Origin of the sequence: Streptomyces alfalfae, from assembly GCF_004127445.1 — a bacterium.
GTDB classification, from domain to species: domain Bacteria; phylum Actinomycetota; class Actinomycetes; order Streptomycetales; family Streptomycetaceae; genus Streptomyces; species Streptomyces alfalfae.
This window is the reverse complement of record NZ_QEXM01000041.1, coordinates 309,976-323,718: the sequence shown is the minus strand read 5'-3', so window position 1 is coordinate 323,718 and position 13,743 is coordinate 309,976. Positions and strand designations below refer to the sequence as shown.

The window sequence follows — 13,743 nt, the reverse complement described above, 5'->3', positions numbered from 1 at the left end:
AAAAGAGTGAAAGAGGTCATCTGCTCGTAGCCCCGCCCCATCCTCCTCGTTACAGGTGATGCAGTCCGCGGCTTGGACTGCGTTTGCCTACTAGGAGGAATAATGATCAAGAAGATCGTCGCCGCTGCGGCTGCCACCGGTGGCCTCGTGCTCGCGGGTGCGGGCATCGCCACCGCCGACGCCGGCGCCCAGGGCGCCGCCGTGCAGTCCCCGGGTGTGCTCTCCGGCAATGTCGTCCAGGTGCCCGTGCACGTGCCGGTGAACGCCTGCGGCAACACGGTCTCCGTGATCGGACTGCTGAACCCCACCTTCGGCAACGCCTGCGTCAACAAGTGATGTTGTCGCGCCCCATCACCCCTTGAGGGTCTGAGTCCGTCGGCCCCGGAGCGCGTGCCATGCGCTCCGGGGCCGACGGCTTACGCGTCCGGGCGAACACGCCCGTACGTTTTCCGGAAGGCAAAAGGCAGGGAACAGCTATGCGACAGGTCACACGCAAAGGCCTGACCATCATGGCCGCGGCGACGGGCGTACTCGCCGTGACCGGGGGCCACGCACACGCGGACGCGGGTGCCGGCGGGAGCAGCTCGAATTCGCCCGGTGTGCTGTCGGGCAATTCCGTGCAGATTCCCGTTGACGCCCCGGTCAACGTCTGCGGCAACACCGTGAACGTCGTCGGGGTGCTCAACCCCGCCGCGGGCAACGCCTGCGTCAACCACGGGAGCGGAAACTCACACAAGCCGTCCGGCGGCTCCGACGCGCACGGCCACGCCAGTGACTCGCCCGGCGTCGGCTCCGGCAACAGCGTGCAGCTCCCCGTGCACGCGCCGGTGAACGTCTGCGGCAACAGCGTCACCATCGGCGGGCTCGCCAACCCCGCGAGCGGCAACGACTGCGCCAACGAGTCCGACGGGCCCTCGAAGCCGCCGGGCCACGAGCACCCCCCGGAGCCCGAGCCCGAGCAGCCGGGTGAGCCCGAGCAGCCGGGTGAGCCGGAGGAGCCCGGCAACCCCGGGGAGCCGGGCGAACCCGGTGAGCCCGGCAAGCCCGAAAAGCCCGGCAAGCCCGAGAACCCGGTCGAGCGACCCCCGGGCCACCCCGGCACGCCGATCGTCACCCCGCCCAAGGGGGGCTCGCAGCTCACGGAGTCCGGCGACGACGCCCCGGTGACGAACCCCGGTCCCGCGAAGGAGCTCGCGGAGACCGGCAGCTCGCTGCCGCTCGGCCTCACGCTGCCGGCGAGCGCGGGCGCGCTGCTCGCGGGCACCGTCCTGTACCGCAGGGCGCGGGCCGCCGCCTGAGCCCCGGCACGTCCGGGCACGGCGGAACGGAGCGGGTCCCGCAGCCGCGGGTCCGCTCCGTTTCCGCCGTTCTCCGGTGGTTCTGTCCGGCGGTTTTCCGTTGTTCCGTTCCGCTGGTCCCGGCTCAGCCGATCCCGTACGAGGTCACCAGGTCGCCCGCAGCTGGCGGATGATCCGTCGCTTCAGCCGCACCCTGCGGCTCCCGTCACGGTGCAGGCTCAGGCGGTCCAACTCCCACAACCCGTACTCCGCGTGGTCCGTCAGCAGGCGTGTGGCTTCCTTGCGGGTGACCCCGCGCGGCACGTACACGTCGACAAATTCGTATTCCGGCATCGCATCTATTGTGCGGGCACGGGCCCGGTACGGATAGCGTCTGCACTATGTCTGATGCTGCGCAGCCAACCGCTGCCGAGGTACGTGCCGCCGCCGAGGCGGTCAAGACCGCGCTCGACCGCCACCTGGCCGCGGTCGAACGCAGGTCGGGCGAGGACGATCCGGCCGTGTACGAGGCGTTCAACGAGCTCGCCGCGGCGGCCGAGGAGTACGACGAACTCCTCTACGACCGCCACGACGAGGTCACTCCCTTCGAGATCCCCGCCGCGGAGGACGCGCTGCCGCCCTACCGCGGCCCGGAGGAGGCGAACGCCCTCAGCGTGCTCATCCGCCGCGACTACGCCGTGACGGAACCCCAACGGCTGCTCGCCCAGGCCCAGCGCGTCTCCGACCTCGACGCGGGCGGGCCGGGGGGCGGTGGCCCCGCCGACACCGTGCACGGGGCGCTCGGCGTCCTCTTCGGGGAGTTCGAACCGGACGAGATCGCCTCCCGGCACAAGGAGTTCGGCCTTGAGGAGGGCGACTCCACGCTCTGGGTGACCGCGTCGGACAGCGCCGCCGAGCCGGGGGAGTGGCTGAGCGCCCCCTTCGACCAGGCCGACCCGCACCGGGTGATCTGCCGCTTCGACGTCAGCGCGGTCTTCGACGACGAACTGGACGACGACGCGCTCGACGGCTCCGACGCCGACCTCGATGTCGACCCGGACGTCGACCTCGATGTCGACCCGGACGTCGACCTCGATCCGGACGTGGCGGTGCCGCTCGACGAGGTCGATGAACTCGATGAGCGTGACGAGGCGGGTGACTCGGACGGTCCCGGCGGCCCGGGTGACGCCGCGGGGCCCGGAGACGGCCGCCGACCCCGCAGAGCCGGGCTCTGACGGCCTACAGGGGCCGAAGCAGGCCGTGGCCGAGCCGAGACAGGCCTGGCTGACCAGAGAAGCGCGCCGCTCCCGACGAGGAGCGGCGCGCTTTCGGGTGCGTGGGGGGGGCGGGCGGGGCGTCGCTGGGCTCCGGGGGCGACGCGGGCACGCGCCGCCGTGCCCGGGGACGCGGGCAGGCACCGCCGTGCCCGCGGCAAGGGCTGGTGTCGCCCCCCCCCGGCCCGGGGCAGGCGTCGCAGCGCCCCGGGCGTCAGGGCAGGCACTGAGTGGCCCGGGGGCGAGGGTGGGCGTGGCGGGACCCCGGGGAGCGGAAACAGGCACCGCGGCGCACCGGGCGTCAGGCAGAGGCACCGCCGTGCCCGGGGACGCCGGTAGGCACCGCCGTCTCTGGGCAAGGGCGTCAGGGCAGGCACCGAGGGCTCGGGGACGCGGGCAGGCGTCGCAGCGCCCCGGGCGTCAGGGCAGGCACCGTCGTGCTCGGGGCAAGGGCAGGTGCGGCGCCCCGGGCAGGGCAGGCACCGCCGCGCCCCGGGCGTCAGGGCAGGGCAGGCGCCGCGGCCCGGCGGTCAGGGGGTCGTCGGTACCTGGGGGCGCAGGAGTGTCTGGAGGCGGGTCGTGCGGTCCTTCCACGGGCGCTCCGCCACCGCTCGCGGCAGCTCCTGCTCGACGCCCTGGACGACCGACAGGTGCCGCTCCGCGCGGCTGAACGCCGTGTAGACCCACGGCCGCGTCAGTGACCGCCCCGCGTCGCCCGGCAGCACCACGACCGCCGCGGGCCAGCGCAGCCCGGCCGCCTGGTGGGCCGTGAGCGCCCAGGCGTGCCGCACCTCACGCTCCACCCGCTCCTTGGCCACGACCACGGGGCCGCCGTCACACTCCAGGTGCAGCCCCTCCGCGTCGGCCCGCACCACCCGGCCCGGCGTCGTACGCCCAGGAGCCGGGACGTGGGCGACCATGTCCCCGGGGTCGAAGCCGCCGAAGCGGCCGGGGCCGGGGTTCAGCCGCTCCTTCAGCGCGGCGTTGAGCGCGCGCGTGCCCGCGGCGCCGCCGTGCCCGGGGGTGATGACCTGGGTCTGCTCGGCGGGCACCCCGATCGCCCTGGGCACCGAGTCCGCGACGAGCTGCACGGTGCGGTGGATCGCCTCGGCGGCGTCGCGCACCGGGACGAGCACGACCTCCTTGCCCGGGGCCTCCACCTCGTTCAGCTCGCCGATACCGATGCCCGAGGTCAGCTCGCCGATGGGGCCGGGGTCAGGGGTGCGGGAGACGATCTGCGGGCAGCAGCGCGCGGCGACGAGGTCCGCGAAGACCCGCCCGGGGCCCGCCGACCACAGCACCCCGGGGTCCCCGGCCAGCACCAGGCGGGCGCCGTCCGGCAGCGACTCCACGAGCATCGCGGCGCTCTCGACGTCCAGTTGCGGGGCGTCGAGCACCACCAGGAGGTCCAGGGCGAAGGCGCCGTCCGCGTCCCGCCCGGGCCCCTGCTCCCCGGAGAGGAGACCGGCCACCGTCACGGCGGCGTCCGCCAGGCCCGTCGCCCGCGCCAGGCGGCGCCTGCCGTCGGCGCTGTGGGCGGCGGCGCACACCCGCAGGCCGAGCGCCGAGGCCGCCTTCACCAGGGCGGCCGGTTCGGCGCGCGCGGCCTCGCCGCCGGAGTGCAGCACCAGGCCGTGCCCGGCGACGGCCCGGATCAGCTCGGCCGTGGAGCCCGACGCCTCGGCGGCCACCGACTCCCACGCCGCCGCGTCCGGCCCCGAGCCGTCCTCCTTCGGCAGGGAGTTGATCACCCGGGCGAGACCGTCGGCGAGGCTCTCCTCCGCCAGGGCGCACCGCTCCAGGCCGATCAGGACGCGCACCGGACGCTCCTGCTCCGCCTCTGCCCCGTCGTCGCCCGCGGCCTCGGCATCCGGACGCCGGATCGGGGCCTCCGCCGTGTCGAGGGCGTCCTGGAAGGCCAGGGCGTCGCCTTCCGCGAGGGCGCTCTGCACCGCGGCGTCCGGATCGGGCACCGCGCGCTGCCCGAGCGCGGCGGTCAGCGCCGCCACGTCGAGCGCGGTGTGCCCCGCGACGGCCGCCTGCTCCAGCAGCCAGACGGTGACCGCGCGGCCCCTGCGCTCGTCGTCGGGGCGGCACTCGGCGCCGAGCAGGGCGCGGGCGAACCCGTCGGCCTGCTCGGGCCGCACGCCCGTGACCCGCAGCAGCTGCCACGGGTCGGCACGCAGCCGCTCCGCCGCGTCCTCGCCGAGCACGGCCGCCGCCGGCGCGGCGAGCGCGTCCGGCGCGCCCCCCTCGGCGAGCACGGCACGCACCGCGTCGACGCTCTCCCCGGAGGGCGCCGCCGACGGCCGCGGCGGGCGGACCGGCTCGGTGGCGGCGGCCGGCGCCGGGCGGCGCGGGGCGGGCTCCGGCTCGCTGAAGGCGCGGGCGAGGGGCTTCTCGCCGCTCTCCACGGCGCGCACCGCCGCCAGCAGGTCGGCCGCCGTGCCGCTCAGCTTCGTCCCGGCCTCGATCGGCCCCTCCTTCGAGGCCTTGCGCTGCTCGATCCGCTCCCGCAGCTCCCGCTGCGCCGCGATCTCGGCCTCGGCCTCGGACAGCTCGGCCTTCGCCGCAGCGTCCCCGGAGGCACCCTCGCCGGTGGCTCCCTCGCCGCCCACGGCCAGGTCGTCCTGGGCCAGGTCGTCGTCGGCCCCGCTGGCCGCGATCCCGTCAGCCGCGTCCTCGGCGGTCCCGTCGGCCGAGCCCCCGACAGCCCCGCCAGCCGCGCTCTCGGTGGTCACGTCGGCCGCGTTCTCGCCGGTGGACTCGGCGGCACCGTCACCGGTGGCTCCCTCGCCACCCTCGGCCAGGTCGCCGTCGGCCCCGTCAGCCGCGTCTTCGGCGGTCCCGTCGGCCGCGCTCCCGTCAGCCGCGTCCCCGTCGGCCGCGCTCTCGCCGGTGGGCTCGGAGGCACCGTCATCGGTGGCCGCCTCGCCGCCCTCGGCCAGGTCGCCGGCGGCCTCCTCGGGGCCGGGCGGCTCCGCCTGCTCCGCGGCAGCGGCCCCGGGGTCCTCCGCGGCAGCGGGTTCCGTACTCACAGCGTGCTCCAGTCGTGATCGGGATAGCGGTGCACGGGCGCCGACACGTCGTCGAGCGCCCGGCAGATCTCGTCAGGAAGACTAAGGCTCTCCACTGACAACGCGGCCGCGAGCTGCTGAGCGTTGCGCGCGCCGACGATCGGCGCCGTCACTCCGGGGCGGTCCCGCACCCAGGCGAGGGCGACCTGCAGGGGGTTCGTGGCGAGCCCGTCGGCGGCCGTGGCGACCGCGTCGACGATGCGGGCCGCCGCGTCGTCCAGGTACGGCGCGACGAACGGCGCCATGTGGTCCGAGCCGCCGCGCGAGTCGGCCGGGGTGGCGTGGCGGTACTTCCCGGTGAGCACGCCCCGGCCGAGCGGCGACGCGGGCAGCAGTCCCACACCGAGGTCGATGGCGGCGGGCAGCACCTCGCGCTCCACGCCGCGCTGCAACAGGGAGTACTCCATCTGGGTGCCCGCGATGCGGGTACGGGCGCCCGGCACCGCGAGCTGCCACGTCGCGGCCTTGGCGAGCTGCCAGCCGCAGAAGTTGGAGACGCCCGCGTACCGGGCGCGCCCGCTGCTGACCGCGATGTCCAGCGCCTGAAGGGTCTCCTCGATCGGGGTCCCCGGATCGAAGGCGTGGACCTGCCAGAGATCCACGTGATCGGTGCCGAGGCGGGCGAGCGAGGCGTCGAGCGCGGCGAGCAGATGGCCGCGCGAGCCGTCGAAGCGCCGCTCCGGGTCCGGCACGCTGCCCGCCTTGGTGGCGATGACCAGATCGCGCCGGGGCACGAGCCGCTCGATCAGCCGCCCGAGCAGATACTCGGCCTCGCCGTCGCCATACACGTCCGCGGTGTCGACCAGGGTGCCGCCCGCCTCCCAGAACACCTTCAGAAGATCGGCGGCGTCGCTCTCCTCGGTGTGCCCCCAGGTGAGGGTGCCGAGTCCGATCCGGGACACGCGCAGGCCGGTCCGGCCGAGATGCCTCTGCTCCATGGGCACGGAGATTACTCACCGGACCCCGCCCGTGGGCCGGCCTGTGGACAAACCGGCGACTGTGGAGAACCCCGTCACCCGGCCCCGCCCGACCGCCCTCCAGGTGCCCCGGCCCCGCCCGACCGCCTCCCAGGCGGCCCGGCCCCGCCCGACCGCCTCCCGGACGACCCGGACCCGGCCACCCGGACCCGGACACCCCCGGCACCCGGCCTCCGGCCAGCCCCGGCCCGCCGGCGCCCCCGCCCGCCCGTCACCCCTGACGGATCACGCGCCCGCGCGCTACAGTCCCCGGCACAGGGACGTTACTCACGAGTACAGCGGTTAGGGGATCGGCCATGCAGCTCGGCATCAACCTCGGTTACTGGGGCGGCGGGATGGACGCGGACAACCTCGCGGTCGCCAGGGAGGCCGACAGGCTCGGCTACGCGGTCTGCTGGGCCGCCGAGGCCTACGGCTCGGACGCCGCGACGGTGCTCTCCTGGGTGGCGGCGCAGACGGAGCGCATCGACGTCGGGTCCGCCATCTTCCAGATCCCGGCCCGTCAGCCCGCGATGACCGCGATGACGGCGGCCACCCTCGACGCGCTCTCCGGCGGCCGCTTCCGCCTCGGCCTCGGCGTCTCGGGGCCGCAGGTCTCCGAGGGCTGGTACGGCGTGAAGTTCGACAAGCCGCTGGCACGCACGCGTGAGTACGTCGAGATCGTCCGCAAGGCCATGTCCCGGGAGCGCCTCACCCACGAGGGCGAACACTGGACGCTCCCGCTGCCCGGCGGCCCCGGCAAGCCCATCAAGCTGACCGTCCACCCGCAGCGTGAGCACATCCCGCTGTACATCGCGGCGATCGGCCCGAAGAACCTGGAGCAGACCGGCGAGATCGCCGACGGCGCCCTGCTGATCTTCCCGGCCGCCGAGCACCTGGAGGAGACCGCGCTGCGGCACCTGCGGGCCGGCCGCGAGAAGGCGGGCAAGACCATGGAGGGCTTCGACGTCGTCCCGACGCTGCCGCTGGCCCTCGGCGACGACGCGCGGGTCGCCGAACTCGCGGACACGTTCCGGCCGTACACCGCGCTGTACGTCGGCGGCATGGGCAGCCGCAAGCAGAACTTCTACAACCAGCTCGCGCAGCGCATGGGGTACGAGAAGGAGGCCGCCGAGATCCAGGACAAGTACCTGGCGGGCGACAAGGAAGGGGCCGCGGCCGCCGTGCCCCAGCAGCTCATCGACTCGACGACGCTGCTCGGCTCGGTGGACCGGATCGCCGACCGGATGCGGGCCTACGCCGACGCCGGTGTCACCACGCTCACGCTGGCCCCCGCGGGCTTCACGCTCGACGAGCGGATCGCGGCGCTGCGGGCGGGCACGGAGGCCGCGGAGCGGGCCGGACTGGCGTAGCGGGCGGAGGAGGAGGTTCTGCGGCCGTGGTGGGGGCTCGGGGGTCTTCCCCGCCACGGCCGTCACTCCAGACAACGCCGGACGGGGCCCGCGGTTACGGCCGTGGGCCCCCGCCGGTCCCACGTTCGGCCGACCGGCCCCGCCCCACCTGTTGCCCGACCGCCCTCCGCGCACTTGACTGTTTCGGTGCGGGGGTCCACGCCGTCGCGGAGGTCCACGCCCGGGTCATGGAGGTGCCGGCGATGCTTTCGGCCAGAAGTGTCTTCGAGGAGATCCTCGGAGACGACGACGCGTTCCGTCTCTTCTGCTCGATCGCCGCCAGTGGAGAGAGCCAGGGCGGCTGGGAGAACGGCCGGATCGCCGCGCTCGTCCCCGAGGCCGAGAGCGCGCTCGCGCCCAAGATCAGCCGGCACGGCGCCGACGAGGACAAGCACGGCAGGATCTTCCGGGCGCTGCTGAGGAAGCGCGGCCTGAGCCCCGTCGACGTACCTCCCGAGACGGATTACACGATGATCCTGGAGCAGCACGGCATCGGCCTCGCGCACGAGAAGCTGAAGGCGGAGAAGCCGCTCACGGTGGCGGACGTCGTCACCTACCTCGCGCACAGCAGGGTCACCGAACAGCGCGCGTCCGAGCAGATGCGGCTGCTCCTGAAGTACTTCGCCGGCCACCCGGACATCGGCCGCGCGGTCCGCGTGATCTCCGCCGACGAGGACAACCACCTCGCCTACTGCCACGAGGAGCTGCTGCGCCTCGCCGCCGCCGGGCACGGCCGCGCGATCCACCGGTCCCTGCGCGAGTGCGCGCTCGCCGAGATCCGCGTCCACCGTGGCGTGAGCCTCGCCGTGATGGACCACATGGGCCGCATCCTCGGCTGGTCCCCCGCCAAGCGGAAGGTGCTCGCCGCGGGAATCCACGCCGCGTACGCGTACGAGCGCGCCGTCGGCTGGCGGCGGATGGTCTCGCTGGCCCCGCCGGAGCGGCGTGACGCCCTGGGCGGCCCCGCGACGGCTGCCGAGTTCGCCTGACGCCGCCCGGCGCGGGCTCACATCCAGCCGCGGCGCTTGAAGAGGCGGTAGAGGACCACTTCGAGGACGACCATGAGGACGATCACGGCCGGGTAGGCCCACACCCAGTGCAGCTCGGGCATGTGGTCGAAGTTCATGCCGTAGACGCCGGCGATCATCGTGGGGACGGCGGCCATGGCCGCCCACGCCGAGATCTTGCGCATGTCGTCGTTCTGCCGCACGCTCATCTGCGCCAGATGGGCGGAGAGGATGTCCGAGACCAGCCGGTCGAGGCCCTCCACCGACTCGTTGACCCGCGTCAGGTGGTCGTGGACATCCCGGAAGAAGGGCTGCGCCGTCTCGTCCACGAACGGCACGGAGGGACCGAAGGGGCCCGCTCCGGAGAGCCGCGCCACCGGCAGCGCCAGCGGCCCGGTGGCCCTGCGGAACTCCAGGATCTGCCGCTTGAAGCCGTAGATCCGCGACGCCGTGTGGCGCGAGCCCCCGTCGTCCGGCGAGAAGACCTCCGCCTCCAGGACCTCCAGGTCGGCCTGCAGCTCGTCGGCGACCTCCAGGTAGTGGTCCACGGAGGCGTCGGCGATCGAGTACAGGACCGAGGTCGGGCCGTGCCGCAGCACCTCGGGCTCGGCCTCCAGCCGGTGGCGCACGGCGCCCAGCGGGGCGCCCTCGCCGTGGCGGACGGTCACCACGAACGAGTCGCCCACGAAGATCATGACCTCGCCGGAGGAGACGGTGTCGCTGTCCGGCTCGTACACGACCGGCTTCAGCACCATGAACAGCGAGTCGTCGTACACCTCCAGTTTCGGCCGCTGATGGGCCTTGAGCGCGTCCTCCACGGCCAGCGGATGCAGCCCGAACTCCTCGCTCACCTTGTCGAACTCCGACTCCGTCGGCTCGTGCAGCCCGATCCAGACGAACGCGTCACCCGTGGCGCGCGCCTCGTCCAGTGCGTCGGAGAAGTCCTGGGGGCCCTCGCTCCTACGGCCTTCGCGGTAGATGGCACAGTCGACGATCATGCAGTGCAGTCTTCCCAGCCACCCCGGACCTCGCACCCCCTGAATGCCGGCGAGTATGCCGGGGACGGGTGTGTGGCGGCAGCGCCTAGGCTGTCCGTATGCCCACGCTGATCCTCGTCCGGCACGGACGCTCCACCGCCAACACCGCGGGGCTGCTCGCCGGGTGGACCCCCGGAGTGGCCCTCGACGAGCGCGGCGCCGCGCAGGCCGCCGCGCTGCCGGACCGCCTCGCCCCCGTGCCCCTCGCCGAGGTCGTCACGAGCCCCCTGCAGCGCTGCCAGGAGACCGTCGCGCCGCTGCTCGCCGCCCGCCCCGGCCTGCGCGCGCACACCGAGGAGCGCATCGGGGAGTGCCACTACGGCGACTGGTCGGGCCGCAAGCTCGCCGAGCTGTCGGGCGAGCCCTTGATGGAGGTCGTCCAGCAGCACCCCTCGGCCGCCGCCTTCCCCGGCGGCGAGTCCATGCGGGCCATGCAGACCAGGGCGGCCGAGGCGGTGCGCGAGTGGAACGCGCGCGTGGAGCGCGACCACGGCGAGGACGCCACGTATCTGATGTGCTCGCACGGGGACGTCATCAAGTCCCTCGTCGCGGACGCCATAGGACTCCACCTGGATCTGTTCCAGCGCATCTCGGTGGAGCCCTGCTCCGTCACCGTCATCCGCTACACGCGGCTGCGCCCGTTCCTCGTGCGCCTCGGGGACACCGGCGACTTCGCCTCGCTCGCCCCCCGGCAGGAGCCGCCGGGAAGCGACGCGACGGTCGGGGGCGGTGCGGGCGCACCGTGATCGTCGCCCGCAGTAGGGTGAAGCGGTTGCAGCGGGTCACCTGACCCGCTGGGCCGGGTCCCCGACCCACCGCCCGCCGCGCCGGAACCGTCGCGGCACCCGTACCCCGCAGTCGATCCCATGGAGACAGGTCGTGTCCCGTCAGGTGTTCCTCTACGACCCCCCGGAGCGTTTCGTCGCGGGGACGGTCGGTCTGCCGGGACGGCGCACGTTCTTCCTGCAGGCCTCCGCGGGCGTCAGGGTGACCAGCGTCGCCCTGGAGAAGACCCAGGTCGCCGCGCTCGCCGAGCGCATGGAGGAGCTCCTCGACGAGGTCGTGCGCCGCAGCGGCGGCAACACGCCGGTGCCGGCCGTCGCACCCACCGAGGTCGTCGACAGCGCCCCGCTCGACTCCCCGGTCGAGGAGGAGTTCCGCGTCGGCACCATGGCCCTCGCCTGGGACGGCGAGCACGAGCGGATGATCGTCGAGGCGCAGGCGCTCGTGGAGCTGGACGCCGACTCCGAGGACGATCTCGCGGAAGCCGAGGAAAGGCTTCTGCAGGACGAGGAGAACGGCCCGCCGATGCTCCGCGTCCGGCTCACCGGGGCCCAGGCCCGCGCCTTCGCCAAGCGGGCCCTCGACGTCGTGAACGCGGGCCGCCCGCCGTGCCCGCTCTGCAGCCTCCCGCTCGACCCGGAAGGACACGTATGCCCGCGCCAGAACGGATACCGCCGGGGCGTGTGACCACCGACCCCGTCGCCCTCCTCACCCACGGGGAGCTCACCGTGCGCGGGCAGATCCGCGAGGCCTCGAACGCGGTGCTGTACTGCACGGTCTCCCACGAGGGCGCGGAGGCGCCCTGCGTCTACAAACCGGTCGCGGGGGAGCGGCCCCTCTGGGACTTCCCCGACGGCACGCTCGCCCGGCGCGAGGTCGCGGCGTACGAGGTGTCGCGGACCACCGGCTGGGACCTCGTGCCGCCCACCGTGCTGCGCGACGGGCCCTACGGCGAGGGCATGTGCCAGCTCTGGATCGAGGACTCCGGGGACGAGGCGCTGCTCGCCCTGGTCGACGGCGACGAGCCGGAGGACGGCTGGAAGGCGGTCGGCCGCGCCCAGGTGGACGAGGACCGCACCGCGCTGCTCGTGCACGCCGACGACGCCAGGCTGCGGCGGCTCGCGGTGCTCGACGCCGTCATCAACAACGGTGACCGCAAGGGCGGCCACCTGCTGACCGCCGGCGGCCGTCTCTACGGCATCGACCACGGCGTCACCTTCAACGCCGACGACAAGCTGCGGACGCTCCTGTGGGGCTGGGCGGGCGAGCCCCTGACCGGTGAGGCCGCCGAGGTCCTGCGGGGCCTCAAGGACGCCCTCAAGGAGGGCGCCGCCCTCGCCGAACGGCTCGCCGCGCTCATCACCGCGGCGGAGACCGAGGCGCTGCGCGCGCGGGTGGCGGCCCTGCTGGAGTCCGGGCGCCATCCGGAGCCGTCGGGGGAGTGGCCCGCGATCCCGTGGCCGCCGGTCTGAGGCAGCGTGCCGAGGCCGCCGCTCGGAGGCCTCCGGTCCGGGCCCCTGCGTGCCGTCCGCCGGGGTCCGTTCCCGGCCGGACGACCTATTCCTTGATCCCCACTCGTATACGGACGCTCCGTCCGGTTAGGCTCAAGGCATGCATGCCTGGCCCGCTTCTGAGGTCCCCGTCCTTCCCGGCAAGGGCCGCGACCTCCGGATCCACGACACCGCGACCGGTGGACTCGTCACCCTCGACCCCGGTCCCGTCGCCCGTATCTACGTCTGCGGCATCACTCCGTACGACGCGACCCACATGGGTCACGCGGCGACCTACAACGCGTTCGACCTCGTGCAGCGCGTGTGGCTCGACACCAAGCGGCAGGTTCACTACGTCCAGAACGTGACCGACGTGGACGACCCGCTCCTGGAACGCGCCAACCGCGACGGAAAGGACTGGGTCGAGCTCGCCGAGGGCGAGACCGCCCTGTTCCGTGAGGACATGACCGCGCTGCGGCTGCTGCCGCCGCAGCACTACATCGGAGCCGTCGAGGCGATACCCGGCATCGTGCCGCTCGTCGAACGGCTCAGGGACATGGGCGCCGCCTACGAACTCCAGGGCGACGTCTACTTCTCCGTGGAGTCCGACAGCCACTTCGGGGAGGTGTCCGGGCTCGACGCCGCCGCCATGAAGCTGCTCTCCGCCGAGCGCGGCGGCGACCCCGAGCGCCCCGGCAAGAAGAACCCGCTCGACCCGATGCTCTGGATGGCGGCCCGCGAGGGCGAGCCGAGCTGGGACGGCGGCAGCCTCGGCCGCGGTCGCCCCGGCTGGCACATCGAGTGCGTGGCCATCGCCCTCGACCACCTGGGCATGGGCTTCGACGTGCAGGGCGGCGGCTCGGACCTCGCCTTCCCGCACCACGAGATGGGCGCCTCGCACGCGCAGGCCCTGACCGGCGAATACCCCTTCGCCAAGGCCTACGTGCACGCCGGCATGGTCGGCCTGGACGGCGCCAAGATGTCCAAGTCCAAGGGCAACCTCGTCTTCGTCTCGAAGCTGCGGTACGCCGGCGTCGACCCGGCCGCCATCCGCCTCGCCCTGCTCTCGCGCCACTACCGCGCGGACTGGGAGTGGACGGACGCGGTCCTCGACGAGGCCGTGGAGCGGCTCGGACGGTGGCGCGCGGCCGTGTCCCGTCCCGACGGGCCGCCCGCCGACGCGCTCGTCGAGGAGCTGCGCGAGGCCCTCTCCCACGACCTGGACTCCCCGACGGCGCTGGCCGCCGTGGACCGCTGGGCGGCCGACCAGGCCGCCTCGGGCGGTACGGACGAGGGCGCTCCGGGTGTGGTCTCCCGGGCCGTCGACGCGCTGCTCGGCGTGGCCCTGTAGCCGCGCCCACGAGGCACGGCTCTCTCATCGCCGAAGGGGTGGCACCCGCGCGGGTGCCACCCCTTCGTGCACACGGAGA

Annotated in this window: 13 protein-coding genes; 9 read left to right on the top strand and 4 right to left on the bottom strand. The window is 74.1% G+C overall.

Annotation, left to right across the window (positions count from 1 at the left end; translation table 11 throughout):
• Positions 1-102: 102 nt before the first annotated feature.
• The gene (chpH, locus tag DCW30_RS20990; RefSeq protein ID WP_062772267.1) at positions 103-336 is read left to right on the top strand and encodes a chaplin ChpH; all 234 of its coding nucleotides are present in this window, start codon (positions 103-105) and stop codon (positions 334-336) included.
• A 140-nt stretch (positions 337-476) separates the two neighbouring features.
• Positions 477-1,298, top strand: coding sequence for a chaplin (locus DCW30_RS20985; RefSeq protein ID WP_076687014.1), 822 nt, complete (start codon positions 477-479; stop codon positions 1,296-1,298).
• Positions 1,299-1,442: 144 nt separating this feature from the next.
• On the opposite strand, the gene DCW30_RS20980 is transcribed toward DCW30_RS20985, so the two are convergent.
• A complete protein-coding gene (locus tag DCW30_RS20980; protein WP_062772273.1) occupies positions 1,443-1,631 on the bottom strand; it encodes a DUF5703 family protein in 189 nt (62 codons plus the stop codon).
• A 47-nt stretch (positions 1,632-1,678) separates the two neighbouring features.
• Here DCW30_RS20980 and DCW30_RS20975 point away from each other — a divergent pair, with 47 nt between their 5' ends.
• A complete protein-coding gene (locus DCW30_RS20975; protein WP_079250185.1) occupies positions 1,679-2,512 on the top strand; it encodes a hypothetical protein in 834 nt (277 codons plus the stop codon).
• 569 nt (positions 2,513-3,081) lie between these two features.
• On the opposite strand, the gene DCW30_RS20970 is transcribed toward DCW30_RS20975, so the two are convergent.
• Together DCW30_RS20970 and DCW30_RS20965 are read right to left on the bottom strand one after the other, a co-directional pair.
• Positions 3,082-5,589 (bottom strand): helix-hairpin-helix domain-containing protein, encoded by a 2,508-nt coding sequence (locus DCW30_RS20970; RefSeq protein WP_418347319.1) that lies wholly within the window; start codon positions 5,587-5,589, stop codon positions 3,082-3,084.
• Complete coding sequence (locus DCW30_RS20965; protein ID WP_076687015.1) at positions 5,586-6,566, bottom strand: aldo/keto reductase; 981 nt, start codon at positions 6,564-6,566, stop codon at positions 5,586-5,588. Before DCW30_RS20965 ends, DCW30_RS20970 begins: the two co-directional genes overlap by 4 nt.
• Before the next feature lie 335 nt (positions 6,567-6,901).
• Between DCW30_RS20965 and DCW30_RS20960 the strand changes: the two genes are divergently transcribed.
• Both DCW30_RS20960 and DCW30_RS20955 read left to right on the top strand, forming a co-directional pair.
• A complete protein-coding gene (locus DCW30_RS20960) occupies positions 6,902-7,957 on the top strand; it encodes an LLM class F420-dependent oxidoreductase (RefSeq protein WP_076687016.1) in 1,056 nt (351 codons plus the stop codon).
• A 242-nt stretch (positions 7,958-8,199) separates the two neighbouring features.
• Positions 8,200-8,985, top strand: coding sequence for a ferritin-like domain-containing protein (locus DCW30_RS20955; protein WP_076689506.1), 786 nt, complete (start codon positions 8,200-8,202; stop codon positions 8,983-8,985).
• A 17-nt stretch (positions 8,986-9,002) separates the two neighbouring features.
• On the opposite strand, the gene corA is transcribed toward DCW30_RS20955, so the two are convergent.
• Positions 9,003-10,001, bottom strand: coding sequence for a magnesium/cobalt transporter CorA (gene corA, locus DCW30_RS20950; RefSeq protein WP_062779980.1), 999 nt, complete (start codon positions 9,999-10,001; stop codon positions 9,003-9,005).
• A 98-nt stretch (positions 10,002-10,099) separates the two neighbouring features.
• Here corA and DCW30_RS20945 point away from each other — a divergent pair, with 98 nt between their 5' ends.
• The 4 genes from DCW30_RS20945 to mshC all read left to right on the top strand — a co-directional run bounded on the left by DCW30_RS20945 (position 10,100) and on the right by mshC (position 13,664).
• The gene (locus tag DCW30_RS20945; protein ID WP_076687017.1) at positions 10,100-10,786 is read left to right on the top strand and encodes a histidine phosphatase family protein; all 687 of its coding nucleotides are present in this window, start codon (positions 10,100-10,102) and stop codon (positions 10,784-10,786) included.
• Positions 10,787-10,919: 133 nt separating this feature from the next.
• Complete coding sequence (locus DCW30_RS20940) at positions 10,920-11,510, top strand: DUF3090 domain-containing protein (protein ID WP_062779984.1); 591 nt, start codon at positions 10,920-10,922, stop codon at positions 11,508-11,510.
• Complete coding sequence (locus DCW30_RS20935; RefSeq protein ID WP_076687018.1) at positions 11,474-12,295, top strand: SCO1664 family protein; 822 nt, start codon at positions 11,474-11,476, stop codon at positions 12,293-12,295. The genes DCW30_RS20940 and DCW30_RS20935 overlap by 37 nt, the downstream gene beginning before the upstream one ends.
• 139 nt (positions 12,296-12,434) lie before the next feature.
• A complete protein-coding gene (mshC, locus tag DCW30_RS20930) occupies positions 12,435-13,664 on the top strand; it encodes a cysteine--1-D-myo-inosityl 2-amino-2-deoxy-alpha-D-glucopyranoside ligase (protein ID WP_062779988.1) in 1,230 nt (409 codons plus the stop codon).
• The last annotated feature ends 79 nt before the right edge of the window (positions 13,665-13,743 follow it).

What these genes read in the sequence shown, in the direction of transcription:
- chpH (WP_062772267.1), top strand. Translation starts at nt 103, where the DNA reads ATGATCAAGAAGATCGTCGCCGCTGCGGCTGCCACCGGTGGCCTCGTG.
- DCW30_RS20985 (WP_076687014.1), top strand. Translation starts at nt 477, where the DNA reads ATGCGACAGGTCACACGCAAAGGCCTGACCATCATGGCCGCGGCGACG.
- DCW30_RS20980 (WP_062772273.1), bottom strand. Translation starts at nt 1,631, where the DNA reads ATGCCGGAATACGAATTTGTCGACGTGTACGTGCCGCGCGGGGTCACC.
- DCW30_RS20975 (WP_079250185.1), top strand. Translation starts at nt 1,679, where the DNA reads ATGTCTGATGCTGCGCAGCCAACCGCTGCCGAGGTACGTGCCGCCGCC.
- DCW30_RS20965 (WP_076687015.1), bottom strand. Translation starts at nt 6,566, where the DNA reads ATGGAGCAGAGGCATCTCGGCCGGACCGGCCTGCGCGTGTCCCGGATC.
- DCW30_RS20960 (WP_076687016.1), top strand. Translation starts at nt 6,902, where the DNA reads ATGCAGCTCGGCATCAACCTCGGTTACTGGGGCGGCGGGATGGACGCG.
- DCW30_RS20955 (WP_076689506.1), top strand. Translation starts at nt 8,200, where the DNA reads ATGCTTTCGGCCAGAAGTGTCTTCGAGGAGATCCTCGGAGACGACGAC.
- corA (WP_062779980.1), bottom strand. Translation starts at nt 10,001, where the DNA reads ATGATCGTCGACTGTGCCATCTACCGCGAAGGCCGTAGGAGCGAGGGC.
- DCW30_RS20945 (WP_076687017.1), top strand. Translation starts at nt 10,100, where the DNA reads ATGCCCACGCTGATCCTCGTCCGGCACGGACGCTCCACCGCCAACACC.
- DCW30_RS20935 (WP_076687018.1), top strand. Translation starts at nt 11,474, where the DNA reads ATGCCCGCGCCAGAACGGATACCGCCGGGGCGTGTGACCACCGACCCC.
- mshC (WP_062779988.1), top strand. Translation starts at nt 12,435, where the DNA reads ATGCATGCCTGGCCCGCTTCTGAGGTCCCCGTCCTTCCCGGCAAGGGC.